The organism is Streptomyces sp. GD-15H, assembly GCF_045291515.1.
Classification (GTDB): domain Bacteria; phylum Actinomycetota; class Actinomycetes; order Streptomycetales; family Streptomycetaceae; genus Streptomyces.
This window is the reverse complement of sequence record NZ_CP149447.1, coordinates 6,971,892-6,986,319: the sequence shown is the minus strand read 5'-3', so window position 1 is coordinate 6,986,319 and position 14,428 is coordinate 6,971,892. Positions and strand designations below refer to the sequence as shown.

The window sequence follows — 14,428 nt, the reverse complement described above, 5'->3', positions numbered from 1 at the left end:
GGTTCAATCGGAAGAACGGGAGAATCCGGGCAGCCGGACACGCAGGGGCGCACCGGGTCGGCGTACGCCGATGACGTGCGCCCGGATCGCTACGGGGAGGGCCGCTTGGCGCCGAGCAGCACGGTGTCGCGACCGTCCTCCTCGGCGAGCAGGACCTTGACCGTCTCCCGCAACGACGTGGGGAGGTTCTTGCCGACGTAGTCGGCGCGGATGGGCAGTTCGCGGTGGCCGCGGTCGACGAGGACGGCGAGCTGCACGGCACGGGGACGCCCGATGTCGTTCAGCGCGTCGAGGGCGGCGCGGATGGTGCGCCCGGAGAAGAGCACGTCGTCGACGAGGACGACCAGCCGGCCGTCGATGCCGTCACCGGGGATCTCGGTGCGGGCCAGCGCACGCGGCGGGTGCATGCGCAGGTCGTCGCGGTACATGGTGATGTCGAGCGAGCCGACCGGAACCTTGCGTTCGGTGACCTGCTCGAGCTTGGCGGCGAGCCGCTGGGCGAGGAAGACGCCCCGGGTCGGGATGCCGAGGAGGACCACGTCGTCGGCGCCCTTGGCGCGCTCTACGATTTCGTGGGCGATACGGGTCAGTACCCGCGCGATGTCGGGGCCTTCGAGAACGGGCCGCGCATCGGTGTGCGTGTCCATGTGAACGGACCTCCTTCTCCGCCTCACGGGACGGACCTTAAAGGACGTCGGATTGCGTCGCCCACGTTATCAGGTCGGGAGCGACACCCCTGTTTCACCCCTTCGACCGCCGCCGCTCACCCCCCTGGCGCAACCGCTCCGGCGTAGCACGGAAGAGTCGGTGTGGACCATTCGGCTTGACGGGCGAGAGTAACTCTGCGTAACCTCACAGTGAGTTACCAGCCGCGCGGCCTGGAAACATGCCAGCCGCGTCGACACAGTGCCGGGGAGCTATATGTCCAGCGAATACGCCAAACAGCTCGGGGCCAAGCTCCGGGCTATCCGCACCCAGCAGGGCCTTTCCCTCCACGGTGTCGAGGAGAAGTCCCAGGGCCGCTGGAAGGCAGTCGTGGTCGGTTCGTACGAGCGCGGCGACCGCGCCGTGACCGTGCAGCGTCTTGCCGAGCTGGCGGACTTCTACGGCGTTCCGGTTCAGGAGCTCCTTCCCGGCACCACTCCGGGCGGAGCCGCCGAGCCGCCGCCCAAGCTGGTCCTCGACCTGGAGCGGCTGGCCACGGTGCCGCCGGAGAAGGCGGGCCCGCTGCAGCGGTACGCGGCGACGATCCAGTCCCAGCGCGGCGACTACAACGGCAAGGTGCTCTCGATCCGCCAGGACGACCTGCGCACCCTCTCCGTGATCTACGACCAGTCCCCCTCGGTTCTCACCGAGCAGCTGATCAGCTGGGGCGTCCTCGACGCGGACGCGCGCCGTGCGGTCGCCTCGCACGACGAGAGCTGATCACGCAGCGCTCCGCGGGGCGAGCAGAAACGTACCGCCGGGGTGGCCCGAACCTGTGAGGTTCGGGCCACCCCGGCGGTCTTCGTCCGGCCCGTCCCGTCATCCGGCCCGTCCCCGGGGCGGGCCAGGCGCACCGAGTACGCCGGAGGGCCCGCAGCGGTCGTACTGCGGGCCCTCCGGCGTGTCTGTGCCGGCGCGTGTATCTGCCGGACGCCTGCACCGGTTCCTGTCCCGGTGGCGGTGCCCGTTCAGACCTCGTCGCGGCGCAGCGAGGGCTTGAGTTCCTTGAGCCGGCCGAGGAGGCCGTTGACGAACGAGGGCGACTCGTCCGTGGAGAACTCCTTCGCCAGTTGCACCATCTCGTCGAGGACGACGGCGTCCGGGGTCTCGTCGACCCAGATCAGTTCGTACGCGCCGAGACGCAGGAGGTTGCGGTCGACGACCGGCATCCGGTCCAGGGTCCAGCCGACCGAGTACTGGGCGATCAGCTCGTCGATGCGCCTCGCGTGCTCCGCGTAGCCCTCGACCAACTGCATCGTGTACTCGCTCACCGGCGGCTGCCGGGTGTCGGACCGGGAGTGCCGGACCCAGTCCGCGAGGACTGTCAGAACGTCGGCGTCGCGCTGGTCACCCTCGAAGAGGATCTGGAAGGCGCGCTTGCGGGCCGTGTTGCGGGCAGCCACGGTTAACTGGTCACCCGGCCGAGGTAGTCGCTGGTGCGCGTGTCGACCTTGATCTTCTCACCGGTGGTGATGAAGAGGGGGACCTGGATCTGGTGACCGGTCTCCAGCGTGGCCGGCTTGTTGCCGCCGGTGGAGCGGTCACCCTGGACGCCCGGCTCGGTTTCGGCGACGGTCAGCTCGACGGCGGCCGGCAGCTCGACGAAGAGCACCTCGCCCTCGTGCTGGGCGACGGTGGCCTCGAAGCCCTCGACGAGGAAGTGGGCGGCGTCACCGACGATCTTGCGGTCGATGTGCAGCTGGTCGTAGGTCTCCATGTCCATGAAGACGAAGTAGTCGCCGTCCATGTAGGAGAACTGCATGTCCCGCTTGTCGACGGTGGCCGTGTCGACCTTCACACCGGCGTTGAAGGTCTTGTCGACGGTCTTGCCGGAGAGCACGTTCTTGAGCTTGGTGCGCACGAAGGCCGGGCCCTTGCCTGGCTTGACGTGCTGGAACTCGACTACGGACCAGAGCTGGCCGCCTTCGAGCTTGAGCACCATGCCGTTCTTGAGGTCGTTCGTGGAAGCCACGTTGCGGAATCTCCTGGACTGACGTGAGACGACCCGGGGCCGGCACTCGGCGCGAAACTAGAGCGCCAGCAGCTCCTTGGTCGTGATGGTGAGTAGCTCGGGCCCGCCGTCCGCCTCGGGACGTACGACGAGCGTGTCATCGATCCGGACACCGCCCCGGCCAGGGAGGTGAACCCCCGGTTCGACGGTGACCGGCACACAAGCGTCCAGTTTACCCATGGCCGCCGGGGTCATTTGCGGGTCCTCGTCGATTTCGAGTCCGACTCCGTGTCCGGTGACGGCCGGAAGGGCCTCGGCGTACCCGGCGCCGTCCAGTACCTGGCGGATCGCGCGGTCCACGTCGCGGCAGGCGGCGCCGGGTACGAGGGACTCCCGGCCGGCCCTCTGAGCGGTGAAGACGAGGTCGTACAGCTCGATCTGCCAGTCCGCGGGAGCGGTACCGATGACGAATGTACGGCCGATCTCGCAGCGGTACCCGCGGTAGGCGGCACCGAGACAGACGGAGAGGAAGTCGCCCTCCTCCACCCGCCGGTCCGTGGGCCGGTGACCGGGCCGCCCGGAGTTCGGGCCGGTGGCGACGGAGGTGGCGAAGGCGGGGCCGTCGGCGCCGTGGTCGACCAGGCGGCGCTCCAGCTCCAGCGCGAGATGCCGCTCGGTGCGGCCGACGAGGATCGACTCCAGCAGCTCGCCCAGGGCCTGGTCGGCGATCTCCGCGCCGATGCGCAGGCAGGAGATCTCCTCCTCGTCCTTGATCACCCGGAGCTGTTCGACCGCTGCTCCGACGTTGGCCAGGCGCAGTCGGGGAGCGACCGAGCGGAGGGCGCGGTGCCGGGTCACGGTGAGGTGGTGCTCCTCGACGGCCAGGGAGTCGGCGCCCTGGGCGGCGGCGAGATCGGCGGCCAGGGCGGCCGGATCGCCGCCGGCCCCGGCACGACGTGCACGCGCAGCGCCTCGTCAGGCCGGGTCTGCGGGAAGCGGTCGTCGGGGGGCGCGGCGCACACCAGCAGATCCTCGGCCGGGCCCAGCAGCAACACGGTGCCCTCGGGGACGGCGCCCGCGAGATAGCGCACATTGGCGGGCCGGGACACCAGCGCCGCCGCGCTGCCGCCCGCGTTGCAGCACTCCCTCAGCCGCGTCCGGCGGACCGCGTACACCTCAGACATGACCCGAGCCTATGAGCGATGGCCGGATACCGCCGGTCGAGAGGACCGAGTGGGCGGCGGGGGCCGCGGTGTCCGCGGTGCCGCCGGTGCCTGCCGGGAGGGCAGCCCCGGGGCGGGTCTACGTCCCGGCAGGCGGGTCGGCCCGGGGCCGGCGGCGCGCGGGGCGGGATTCACCAGGCCGGAGGGCTGGCGATGGACCGGGCCAGGACGTCGTCCAGGATCGCGGCCGTTTCCGGTATGCCGAGCTGGGAGTTGTCGATGATCGGGAGGCCCGAGCCGTACCAGCCGGCCATGCGGCCGTGGATCCGGGCGACCTCCTCGTCGCCGAGGCGGCGGTTGCCGGACCGCTCCGCGTTGCGTTCCAGGACGATGTCCAGACCCGGCAGCAGGACGACGGGCAGCAGGCCCGGCCCCACATGCCGTTTCCAGCCACCGAGGCCGACGACGGGACGGTCGGGGAAGACGGCGTCGTCGAGGATGCAGGAGATGCCGTTGGCGAGGAAGTTGCGCGCGGCGAAGCCACAGGTGCGGCGGGCCAGCCGGTACTGCGCCTCCGAGTGGTCGTTCCACCCGGTCTGCGGGTCGGCGAAGCCCGACCGCACCCATTCCCGTACGTCGTCCAGGCTGATGTGCGCGGTCGGCACCCGGCGGTGGTCCGCCCAGTACTTGGCGACACTGGTCTTCCCCGCTCCCGCCGGGCCTATGAGCAGCACCGCGAGGGTCGTACCGGCCGGGTCGGGGGCCGCGGGGGCCTGCGGGGCACTGGGCACGGCCACGGGGCCGCCGGGCGGCAGCGGCACATGACCGGTGGCGTCCCGCGGCGGAAACGGGGACTGCGAGGGATGCGCGGTCTGCGGGCCGCCCGCGGGGTGCGGCACCGCTCCGGGCGGGGGCGCGGGGTAGCCCGGGGCCGGAGGTGGCGGGGGCACCGGGGCGGGACCCTGGTGCGCTCCCGGGTGGTGTGCGGCCGGTGACCAGCCGTCGGCCGGTCCGTGCCCCGATCGGTGGGGCGGCGGCAGCGGAGAACCCACTGCGTGCTGCATCCGGTGCCACTCCGTCTCGGTCTGCTGGGCTCGGTTCACTCGCCGCAGGCGACAAGCACTGAAGGCAGGGTGGGTCCCCGCTCTCCCCCACACCCTAGAGCGTCAGGGTGGCTGTTCGAACGGTACGGCCCACTGCCGTTGCCGGATGAACGGCCGGAGGTGTCTGCGAGTGCCCGATCGCCGGACCGAATGGCCCGGCGATCGGGTCCGGGGTCTGCTCCGGGGTCTACTCCCCGACTTCTCCGTAAGCGGCGAGCAGCACCGCCGGGTCCGGGCCCTCCAGCACGGTGGGCCGGGCGAGACCGTCGAGAACGATGAAGCGCAGCAGGTCGCCGCGGGACTTCTTGTCGACCTTCATGGTCTCCAGCAGCTTGGGCCACTGGTCGTAGCGGTAGTGCAGGGGCAGCCCGACCGACTCGAGGACGGCGCGGTGCCGGTCGGCGGTGGCGTCGTCCAGACGGCCGGCGAGCCGGCCGAGCTCGGCGGCGAAGTGCATGCCCACCGACACCGCCGCGCCGTGGCGCCACTTGTAGCGCTCGTTCTTCTCGATGGCGTGACCGAGGGTGTGCCCGTAGTTGAGGATCTCCCGTCGGCCCGCCTCCTTCAGATCGGAGGAGACGACCTCGGCCTTGACCCGGATCGAGCGCTCGATGAGCTCGGCGGTGTGCGGGCCCGCCGGGGTGCGGGCGGCCTGAGGGTCGGCCTCGATGAGGTCCAGGATCACCGGGTCGGCGATGAAACCGGCCTTGATGACCTCCGCCAGCCCCGAGACGTAGTCGTTGACCTGGAGGGAGTCCAGGGCGGCGAGGTCGCACAGCACACCGGCGGGCGGGTGGAAGGCGCCCACCAGGTTCTTGCCCTCGGCGGTGTTGATGCCGGTCTTGCCCCCGACGGCCGCGTCCACCATGGCCAGCACCGTGGTCGGGACCGCGATCCAGCGCACCCCGCGCAGCCAGGTCGCGGCCACGAAACCGGCCAGGTCGGTGCTGGCGCCGCCGCCCACGCCGACGATGACGTCGGTGCGGGTGAATCCGGACTGGCCGAGCGCCTTCCAGCAGTACGCGGCGACCTCGGCCGTCTTGGCCTCCTCCGCGTTGGGCACCTGGATGGCGATGGCCTCGTAGCCCTGCTCGGCGAGGTCGGCGCGGAGCACGTCGCCGGTCTCGGCGAGCGCCTCGGGGTGCACGATCGCGACCCGCTTGGCCTTGTCCCCGATCAACCCGCCGAGCTCACCCAGGAGCTGACGGCCCACCAGGACCTCGTACGGGTCGGTGCCCGCGGTGCCGCCGATGGGGATCCGCGTCACTGCCTCGCTGCTCATGCTTGCTTCATCTCCAGTGCGTCCAGGGCGGAGCGGGTGACGTCTTCGGGAGTGCGGCCGTCGGTGGCGACCACGGCCGTGGCGACCTCCTCGTACAGGTGCCGCCGGGCCGCCATCAGCTCGCGCCACTGCTTGCGCGGGTTGACCGCGAGCAGGGGGCGGGCGGCGTTGAGGCCGGTGCGCCTGACCGCCTCCTCGACGTCCATCGACAGGTAGACGACCCGCTCCCCGGCGAGCAGCGCACGCGTGTCGGCGTCGAGGACGGCGCCGCCGCCCAGGGCCAGCACGCCGTCGTGCTCGGCGAGCGCGGTGCGCACCGCCTGTTTCTCGAGCGCGCGGAAGGCGGACTCGCCCTCGTCCACGAAGATCTCGGCGATGCTGCGGCCCTGCGCGGCGACGATGTCGTCGTCGGTGTCCCGGTAGCCGACGCCCAGTCGCTCGGCCAGCAGCTGCCCGACGGTGGACTTGCCCACGCCCATCGGGCCGACCAGCACGATCAGCGGGGTCACCGGATGGCCAGGTTCTCGAGGTAGGACGTCACGTTGCGGCGGGTCTCGGTGACGCTGTCGCCGCCGAACTTCTCCGCGACCGCGTCCGCGAGGACCAGCGCGACCATGGCCTCGGCGACGATGCCTGCCGCTGGCACGGCGCACACGTCGGAGCGCTGGTGGTGGGCGGCGGTCTCCTCGCCGGTGACGACGTCCACGGTCTTCAGCGCCCGCGGCACGGTCGCGATGGGCTTCATCGCCGCCCGCACCCGCAGCAGCTCGCCGGTGGTCAGTCCGCCCTCGGTGCCGCCGGAGCGGCCCGAGGCGCGCCGGATGCCCTCGCCGGTGGCGACGATCTCGTCGTGCGCCTTGGAGCCGGGCACCCGGGCCAGGTCGAAGCCGTCGCCGATCTCGACGCCCTTGATGGCCTGGATGCCCATGAGAGCGGCGGCCAGCCGGGCGTCGAGGCGCCGGTCCCAGTGCACGTGCGAGCCGAGACCCACCGGCACGCCGTACGCCAGCACCTCGACCACACCGCCGAGGGTGTCGCCGTCCTTGTGGGCCTGGTCGATCTCGGCGACCATCGCCTCCGACGCGTCCGCGTCCAGGCAGCGCACCGGGTCCGCGTCCAGCTTCTCCACGTCGGCCGGGGTCGGGTACACCCCGTAGGGCGCCTTGGCGACGGCCAGCTCCACCACGTGGGAGACGATCTCGATGCCGGCCGTCTCCTTCAGGTACGACCGGGCCACCGCGCCCAGTGCCACGCGGGCCGCGGTCTCGCGCGCGGAGGCCCGCTCCAGGATCGGACGGGCCTCGTCGAAGCCGTACTTCTGCATGCCGGCGAGGTCGGCGTGGCCGGGGCGCGGGCGGGTCAGCGGGGCGTTGCGGGCGAGGCCGGCCAGCACCTCGGGGTCGACCGGGTCGGCCGCCATGACCTGCTCCCACTTCGGCCACTCGGTGTTGCCCACCATGACCGCGACCGGGGAACCGAGGGTGAGGCCGTGCCGGACGCCGCCGAGGAAGGTGACCTCGTCCCGCTCGAACTTCATCCGGGCACCGCGACCGTAGCCCAGCCGCCGCCTCGCGAGATGGTCCGCCACCATGTCCGTGGTGATCGGTACGCCGGCGGGAAGACCCTCCAGCGTCGCGACGAGTGCGGGGCCGTGGGACTCCCCCGCGGTCAGCCAGCGCAACCTGCTCAACGGTGCTCCTCGGTGCTCGCGCCCTGGTACTGCTCTGCGCACGCGCGTCCTCGCGTACGGCTGCGGCGTGACGAGGTGCGCGGCCCCGGCCCGCCGTTTCCGATCCTCCCACGTCCGGGCGGCGCGCCCGGTCGCCGGTCCATCAGGCGGACGGGCTGCGCCGGAGCGTAGGCCCCCCGAGGAAGTCGGCCCCGCCTCCCTGCCCGTGTCCGGCCGCCCGCGGTCAGGAGAGGTGTGCCTCTCCCCGTTCCTTCCCCTGCGGGACCGGGACGGGATCCTATCGGGCCGCGAGAGCCCTCTCGCCTGCTTTTCGCATGGCGTCCAACGGGGCCGGGGCGCGGCCCGTCATCTGCTCCACCTGAAGCACCGCCTGGTGCACCAGCAGGTCGAGCCCGCTGACTACGGCACCGCCGTACGCCGACCAGCGGGCCGCGAGGGCGGTCGGCCAGGGGTCGTAGAGCACGTCGAAGAGGGCCGCGGGGCGTTCCGGTACGGCTCGGGCGAGGGTGTCGGTGACGCCCGCCGGGGTGGTGGTGATCACCAACGGAGCGTGCAGGGCCTGCGCGGCGTCGTCCCAGTCGGCGATGCGCACCGCGACGCCCAGCCGCTCGGCCCACTGCCGCATCTCGGCGGCGCGGGCCGCGCTGCGGACGTAGACGGAGACCTCGCCGGCGCAGATCCTGGCCAGCGCGGCGAGCGCGGAGGAGGCGGTGGCGCCCGCGCCGAGGATCGCGGCGGTCTCCACCTTCTCAATGCCATGCTCACCCAGCGCGGCGACCATGCCGGGGATATCGGTATTGTCGCCTACCCGGCGGCCGTCCTCGGCGAACACGACGGTGTTGACCGCGTTGACCGAGGCCGCAGTCTGGCTGATTCCGTCCAGCAGTGGGATCACGGCCCGCTTCAGCGGCATGGTCAGCGACAGGCCAGCCCACTCGCGTCCGAGCGTCCCGAAGAAGCCCGGCAGTGCCTGCTCGTCGACCTCGAACCGGTCGTACGTCCACCCCTCGAGCCCGAGCGCCCGATACGCGGCGCGGTGCAGCACCGGGGAAAGGGAATGGGCGATCGGGGAGCCGAGAACGGCTGCCCGTCGTGCCCTGGCCGCTCTAACTGGCATTGAACTTGTCCTTCAACTTCAGGAACTCGTCGTGTGTCTTGGCGAACTCGGTCTTGCTCACTCCGTCGGTGGCCACGAAGTAGATCCAGCCGTCCTTGGTCGGCTTCAGGGCCGCGGTCAGCGCTTCGTCCCCGGGGTTGCCGATGGGGCCGGGCGGCAGCCCCTTGTTGGTGTAGGTGTTGTACGGGTCCTTGTTGCTGTTGATCTCGGACTCGCTGATGCGGATGTTGCTCGCGCCCTTCAAGTAGTTGAAGGTCGAGTCGAATTGGAGCAACTGGTAGGTCTCGGTGTTGGTGGGCTTGAGGCGGTTGTAGATGACCTCGGACATCTTGCGGAAGTCGTCGTGGGTCTTGCCCTCGGCCTGCACCAGGCTGGCGACCGTGACCAGCTCCCACGGCCCTTCGAGCCCGAGGCTCTCGGCTTTTTCCTCGAACTGCAGTTTCTCGTACTTTTCGGTGGCCCGGCTCACCATCTCCTTGAGCACGGACTCGGGTTTCTCGCCCTTGCCCACCGCATAGCTGGACGGGTGGAGGAAGCCCTCCAGCGGGTCCTTGACGTCCTCGTTGTTCACCGCCCAGTCGGGCAGGCCGAGCTTCTCCCAGTCCTCCTTGGCGATCTTCGCGGTGGTGCCGTCCTTGACCTTGAGACGTTTGTCGATGCGTTCGTAGACGTCGGCGTTGCGCAGGCCCTCGGCGATGATCAGGTTGTCGCGGCTCTTCGGGCTGAGCATGAGCTCGACGGCGGCGTCGGCCGACATCTCCTTCTCCAGCGTGTAGACGCCTTCCTGGATCGTTGTGCCCTGCGGGTTGCCGGCCTGGGCCGCGACGAAGGCGTCGACGCTCTTGACCACGCCTTCCTTCTTGAGCACCTGGCCGATGGCGTACCCGGTCGAGCCTCTGGGGATGGTGACGGTCACCTGCTCGCCGTTCCCGTCCCCCGTAAAGTCTGGGGCACTGCCGAAACGATCCTGGAAGAACTGCCAGCCGAAATAGCTCACACCGACCAGCCCGCCGCCGAGGACCAGCACCACCACCAGGCAGGCGGATCCGTTGCGCCGCTTCTTGTCCTTGCCGCCCTTGGCCCCCTTGTTGGCCTTGCCGCTCTTGCCCCGGCGCTCGCTGCGGCCGCGGCGAGCGCCCGGATCGTCGTCATCGCCGCCGTCGTCATCGTCGGCGCCCGAGAAGAAGGCGTGTTCACCCTGGTCGGGCCCAGGGTCCCAGTCGGTGTCCGGCTCCCGGTCCGCTTCCCGCTCCGGCCGCCGCTCAGGCTCGGCGCTCCGGTGGGCCGGGGGCTCCGGCGGCGGATAGGCCTCCGGTGTGCCGTAGGAGTCGGACTGCTGGGCGCCGTACGCCCCGCCCTGCTGCCCGTACGGGTCCGTCGGACCGACCGCGTACGGGTCCTGCGGGTGGGCGCCGTTGTGCCAGCCGCCGTTGTCGTACGGCTGCTGGTCGGGCTGCTGCATCTGCTGGGAGGCGTACTGCTGGTCGTACTGCTGCTGACCGTATTGCTGCTGGTCGTACTGATGCTGGTCGTGCTGCGGGTACTGCTGCTGGCCGTATCCGCCCTGCTCGGCACCGCCCCAGTCGCCGTACTGCTGCTGCGGGTACTGCTGCGCCTGGCCGTCGTAGGGGGACTGCTGACCCTGCTGGGCCTGCTGCCCGGTCCACCCGCCGTCGCCGTACAACGGATCGTCCGGGTGCCACGGTTCGGAGCCTTGGCCCCGGCCATACTCAGTCATCGATCCCCTAGAGCCGCGAGGCGGCGGTCGCGCGGTTGTGGGGGCGCCGGCACCCGTTCCGCCTCTCTTTGTGCGGCGGCTGTTCGAACGCCGCCGCATCGCGCGGAACGTTACCGTACCGCGATCAGATGACCACTTCGACGCCCTCACCGGGTGGGTTGCCTGACACCCGTTCGGATTCGAGTGCCTGCTGCAGGATGATCACTGCGGCGACCTGGTCGATGACGGAACGTCCCTTCTTGGACTTCACGCCAGAGGCGCGCAGCCCCTGGCTCGCCGTCACCGTGGTCATGCGCTCGTCGACGAGTCGTACCGGCACGGGCACGATCGCGCGGGCCAGCTCCTGGGCGAAGCCGCGGACCTTGGCGGCGGCCGGGCCCTCGCCCCCCTTGAGGGAGCGGGGGAGGCCGACCACGACCTCGATCGGCTCGTACTCCTCGACGAGCTGCCGAAGGCGCCGGTGAGCCGCCGGGACGTCCCGGCCGGGGACCGTCTCGACCGGGGTGGCGAGGATCCCGTCGGGGTCGCACGAGGCGACCCCGATACGGGCGTCCCCGACGTCGATCGCGAGCCGGCGCCCCCGGCGCATCGCGGGGCCGTCCCCGCCCGTCGTGGGGCCTGCCACGGGCCCGCTCACTTGGCCGTGTCCGCCACGAGCCGCTCGACGGCGTCGACGGCGTCACCGATGGCGACCGGGTTCTGGCCGCCGCCCTGGGCGACGTCCGGCTTGCCTCCACCGCCGCCGCCGAGGGTCTTGGCGGCCGTGCGGACCAGTTCACCGGCCTTGAGACCGCGCTCGCGGGCGGCCTCGTTGGTGGCGATCACGGTGAGGGGCTTGCCGTTGTTGACCGTGAACAGGGCGACGACGGCGGCCCGGCCGCCCTGGATGCGGCCGCGTACGTCCAGAACCAGCTTGCGCAGGTCGTCGGCGCCGGTACCGTCCGGGACCTGGCCGGTCACCAGGGCGACACCGTGGACGTCCTTGGCGGACTCGGCGAGGCCGCCGGCGGCCTGGAGCACCTTCTCGGCGCGGAACTTCTCGATCTCCTTCTCGGCGTCCTTGAGCTTGCCGAGCATGGCGGAGACCTTCTCCGGGAGCTCCTCCGGACGGCCCTTGATCAGCTCCTGGAGCTGGGCGACGACCGTGTGCTCGCGGGCGAGGAAGTGGTAGGCGTCCACGCCGACCAGGGCCTCGATGCGGCGCACGCCGGAGCCGATGGAGGACTCGCCGAGCAGCTTGACCAGGCCGAGCTGGGCGGTGTTGTGCACGTGGGTGCCGCCGCACAGCTCCTTGGAGAAGTCGCCGATGGTCACCACGCGCACGCGCTCGCCGTACTTCTCGCCGAACTCGGCGATGGCGCCCTGCTTCTTGGCCTCGTCGATGCCCATGACGTCGGCACGCACGTCGAGGTCGCGGGCGAGCACCTCGTTGATCTTCTGCTCGACATCGGTCATCACGGCCGTCGGAACGGCGGACGGTGAGCCGAAGTCGAAGCGGAAGCGGCCGGGCTGGTTCTCGGAACCGGCCTGGGCGGCCGTCGGGCCGAGGGCGTCGCGCAGGGCCTGGTGGGTGAGGTGGGTGGCGGAGTGGGCGCGGGCGATGGCCTTGCGGCGGCGGTCGTCGATGGAGGCGTGTGCCTTGGCGCCCACGGTCACCTCGCCGACCTGGACGACGCCCTTGTGGACGTACACGCCCGGAACCGGCTTCTGGCAGTCGCGGACCTCGATGACGGCACCGGAGTCGGCCCGGATCCGGCCGGTGTCGCCGATCTGGCCGCCCCCCTCGGCGTAGAAGGGGGTGCGGTCCAGGACGATCTCCACCTCGTCGCCCTCGGTGGCGGCCGGTGAGGAGACGCCGTCGACGAGGATGCCCACGACGGTGGACTCGCCCTCGGTGTTGGTGTAGCCGGTGAAGTCGGTGGCACCGGCCCGGTCGGCGATCTCGCGGTAGGCGCCGAGGTCGGCATGGCCGGTCTTCTTGGCCCGGGCGTCGGCCTTGGCCCGCTCCCGCTGCTCCTTCATCAGCCGTCGGAAGCCGTCCTCGTCCACGGACAGCCCCTGCTCGGCGGCCATCTCCAGGGTGAGGTCGATCGGGAAGCCCCAGGTGTCGTGGAGCAGGAAGGCCTTGTCGCCGGCCAGGACCGTGCCACCGGACTGCTTGGTCTCGGTGACGGCGGTGTCGAGGATGTTGGTGCCGGCCTTCAGCGTCTTGAGGAAGGCGTTCTCCTCAGCGACGGCGACCTTCTCGATCCGCTCGCGGTCGGTGATCAGTTCGGGGTACTGCTGCCCCATCATATCGATCACGACGTCGATGAGGTCCTTGACGACCGGGCCGGTGGCGCCCAGGAGGCGCATGTTGCGGATGGCGCGGCGCATGATGCGGCGCAGCACGTAGCCGCGGCCCTCGTTGCCGGGGGTGACACCGTCGCCGATGAGCATCACGGAGGTGCGCATGTGGTCGGTGACCACGCGCAGCGAGACATCGGAGGCCTGGGCCTCGCCGTAGGCCACGCCCGTCAGCTCGGTGGCCTTCTTGATGACGGCCATGGACGTGTCGATCTCGTACATGTTCTGCACGTCCTGCAGAATCATGGCGAGCCGCTCCAGGCCGAGGCCCGTGTCGATGTTCTGGCTCGGCAGGTCGCCAAGGATCGGGTAGTCCTTGCCCGGCCCCTCGCCCCGCTCGTACTGCATGAAGACGAGGTTCCAGATCTCCACGTACCGCTCGTCGTTGACGGCGGGGCCGCCCTCGACACCGAACTCGGGGCCGCGGTCGTAGTTGATCTCGGAGCAGGGACCGCAGGGGCCGGGGACGCCCATGTCCCAGTAGTTGTCCTCCTTGCCCAGGCGCTGGATACGCTCCTCGGGCACGCCGACGACATCGCGCCAGATCCGCTCGGCCTCGTCGTCGTCCTTGTAGACGGTGATCCACAGACGCTCGGGGTCGAGGCCGTAGCCGCCCTGTTCCTGGGAGCTGGTGAGCAGCTCCCAGGCGAGCTTGATGGCGCCTTCCTTGAAGTAGTCGCCGAAGGAGAAGTTGCCGCACATCTGGAAGAAGGTGCCGTGCCGGGTGGTCTTGCCGACCTCTTCGATGTCCGGCGTGCGGACGCACTTCTGGACGCTGGTGGCGCGGTCGAAGGGCGGCTTGACCTCGCCCAGGAAGTAGGGCTTGAAGGGCACCATGCCGGCCGGGACGAGCAGCAGAGTCGGGTCGTCCGCGATGAGCGACGCCGAAGGGACGACGGTGTGCCCGCGCTCCTCGAAGAAGCTCAGCCAGCGGCGGCGGATCTCGGCCGACTCCATCAGTGGTCCTCATTCCGGTTGTACGGGTGCGTCAGGTACGCCGAGCCCTCGACGTACCGCGGGTTGCTCTTCGGGCTGTTCCGGTTCTCGATGGCGGCGTACCGGCGGGCCGCCGGGAGTTCCCGGTCGGCGGGGGCGTCGATGCCGAGGGCGTCGCCCAGTTCGGCCTCGCGCCGGGCCATGTGGTCGCGGACGTCGAGCGCGAAGTCCACGGCCCGGTCCTTGAGCCGGCCGCCGGCTTCGATCGTCTTGTTCGCCGCGGTCACGGCGAGGTTCTCGGGGGTCAACTGCTTCAGCTTGCGGTTGACCTTGGTGGTGGCCCACACCCCGGCGGCGACGCCGGTGCTGAACCAGAAGGTACGGCGGAACATCGCTG

General features: G+C 70.9%; 13 protein-coding genes and 1 pseudogene. 1 reads left to right on the top strand and 13 read right to left on the bottom strand.

Features of this window, described 5'->3' with window-relative positions; all coding sequences use genetic code 11:
• Positions 1 to 89: 89 nt before the first annotated feature.
• A complete protein-coding gene (pyrR, locus tag WJ438_RS33070; RefSeq protein WP_406728462.1) occupies positions 90 to 647 on the bottom strand; it encodes a bifunctional pyr operon transcriptional regulator/uracil phosphoribosyltransferase PyrR in 558 nt (185 codons plus the stop codon).
• Positions 648 to 921: 274 nt separating this feature from the next.
• Here pyrR and bldD point away from each other — a divergent pair, with 274 nt between their 5' ends.
• Positions 922 to 1,425 (top strand): transcriptional regulator BldD, encoded by a 504-nt coding sequence (gene bldD / locus WJ438_RS33065; RefSeq protein ID WP_202276780.1) that lies wholly within the window; start codon positions 922 to 924, stop codon positions 1,423 to 1,425.
• 248 nt (positions 1,426 to 1,673) lie between these two features.
• Here bldD and nusB read toward each other — a convergent pair whose 3' ends face one another.
• From nusB to WJ438_RS33005, 12 genes and pseudogenes are all read right to left on the bottom strand, one after another.
• Positions 1,674 to 2,108 (bottom strand): transcription antitermination factor NusB, encoded by a 435-nt coding sequence (gene nusB, locus WJ438_RS33060; RefSeq protein ID WP_406728461.1) that lies wholly within the window; start codon positions 2,106 to 2,108, stop codon positions 1,674 to 1,676.
• Between the two features lie 2 nt (positions 2,109 to 2,110).
• Entirely contained in the window at positions 2,111 to 2,677 is a 567-nt protein-coding gene (efp, locus tag WJ438_RS33055; protein WP_406728460.1) for an elongation factor P, read from the bottom strand.
• Between the two features lie 57 nt (positions 2,678 to 2,734).
• A pseudogene (locus WJ438_RS33050) lies at positions 2,735 to 3,840 on the bottom strand (aminopeptidase P family protein).
• Positions 3,841 to 4,010: 170 nt separating this feature from the next.
• Positions 4,011 to 4,883: a Pro-rich N-terminal domain-containing protein gene (locus tag WJ438_RS33045; RefSeq protein WP_406728459.1), complete on the bottom strand. Its 873-nt coding sequence runs from the start codon at positions 4,881 to 4,883 to the stop codon at positions 4,011 to 4,013.
• A gap of 226 nt (positions 4,884 to 5,109) precedes the next feature.
• On the bottom strand, positions 5,110 to 6,204 hold the full coding sequence (gene aroB, locus WJ438_RS33040; protein WP_406728458.1) for a 3-dehydroquinate synthase: 1,095 nt from the start codon (positions 6,202 to 6,204) through the stop codon (positions 5,110 to 5,112).
• Complete coding sequence (locus WJ438_RS33035; protein WP_406729881.1) at positions 6,201 to 6,683, bottom strand: shikimate kinase; 483 nt, start codon at positions 6,681 to 6,683, stop codon at positions 6,201 to 6,203. The genes aroB and WJ438_RS33035 overlap by 4 nt, the downstream gene beginning before the upstream one ends.
• Positions 6,684 to 6,709: 26 nt before the next feature.
• Positions 6,710 to 7,894, bottom strand: a complete 1,185-nt coding sequence (aroC, locus tag WJ438_RS33030) for a chorismate synthase (RefSeq protein ID WP_406728457.1) — start codon at positions 7,892 to 7,894, stop codon at positions 6,710 to 6,712.
• A gap of 277 nt (positions 7,895 to 8,171) precedes the next feature.
• Complete coding sequence (locus WJ438_RS33025) at positions 8,172 to 9,011, bottom strand: shikimate dehydrogenase (RefSeq protein WP_406728456.1); 840 nt, start codon at positions 9,009 to 9,011, stop codon at positions 8,172 to 8,174.
• Complete coding sequence (mltG, locus tag WJ438_RS33020; protein ID WP_406728455.1) at positions 9,001 to 10,749, bottom strand: endolytic transglycosylase MltG; 1,749 nt, start codon at positions 10,747 to 10,749, stop codon at positions 9,001 to 9,003. The genes WJ438_RS33025 and mltG overlap by 11 nt, the downstream gene beginning before the upstream one ends.
• Before the next feature lie 124 nt (positions 10,750 to 10,873).
• Positions 10,874 to 11,338 (bottom strand): Holliday junction resolvase RuvX, encoded by a 465-nt coding sequence (gene ruvX / locus WJ438_RS33015; protein WP_406729880.1) that lies wholly within the window; start codon positions 11,336 to 11,338, stop codon positions 10,874 to 10,876.
• Between the two features lie 44 nt (positions 11,339 to 11,382).
• Complete coding sequence (gene alaS / locus WJ438_RS33010) at positions 11,383 to 14,052, bottom strand: alanine--tRNA ligase (protein WP_406728454.1); 2,670 nt, start codon at positions 14,050 to 14,052, stop codon at positions 11,383 to 11,385.
• A complete protein-coding gene (locus WJ438_RS33005; RefSeq protein WP_406728453.1) occupies positions 14,052 to 14,423 on the bottom strand; it encodes a hypothetical protein in 372 nt (123 codons plus the stop codon). The genes alaS and WJ438_RS33005 overlap by 1 nt, the downstream gene beginning before the upstream one ends.
• Between the last annotated feature and the right edge of the window lie 5 nt (positions 14,424 to 14,428).

Coding starts and splice junctions, on each gene's coding strand:
- alaS (WP_406728454.1), bottom strand. CDS start 14,052: ATGGAGTCGGCCGAGATCCGCCGCCGCTGGCTGAGCTTCTTCGAGGAG.
- pyrR (WP_406728462.1), bottom strand. CDS start 647: ATGGACACGCACACCGATGCGCGGCCCGTTCTCGAAGGCCCCGACATC.
- aroB (WP_406728458.1), bottom strand. CDS start 6,204: ATGAGCAGCGAGGCAGTGACGCGGATCCCCATCGGCGGCACCGCGGGC.
- bldD (WP_202276780.1), top strand. CDS start 922: ATGTCCAGCGAATACGCCAAACAGCTCGGGGCCAAGCTCCGGGCTATC.
- WJ438_RS33005 (WP_406728453.1), bottom strand. CDS start 14,423: ATGTTCCGCCGTACCTTCTGGTTCAGCACCGGCGTCGCCGCCGGGGTG.
- WJ438_RS33045 (WP_406728459.1), bottom strand. CDS start 4,883: ATGCAGCACGCAGTGGGTTCTCCGCTGCCGCCGCCCCACCGATCGGGG.
- WJ438_RS33035 (WP_406729881.1), bottom strand. CDS start 6,683: ATGGGCGTGGGCAAGTCCACCGTCGGGCAGCTGCTGGCCGAGCGACTG.
- WJ438_RS33025 (WP_406728456.1), bottom strand. CDS start 9,011: ATGCCAGTTAGAGCGGCCAGGGCACGACGGGCAGCCGTTCTCGGCTCC.
- ruvX (WP_406729880.1), bottom strand. CDS start 11,338: ATGCGCCGGGGGCGCCGGCTCGCGATCGACGTCGGGGACGCCCGTATC.
- mltG (WP_406728455.1), bottom strand. CDS start 10,749: ATGACTGAGTATGGCCGGGGCCAAGGCTCCGAACCGTGGCACCCGGAC.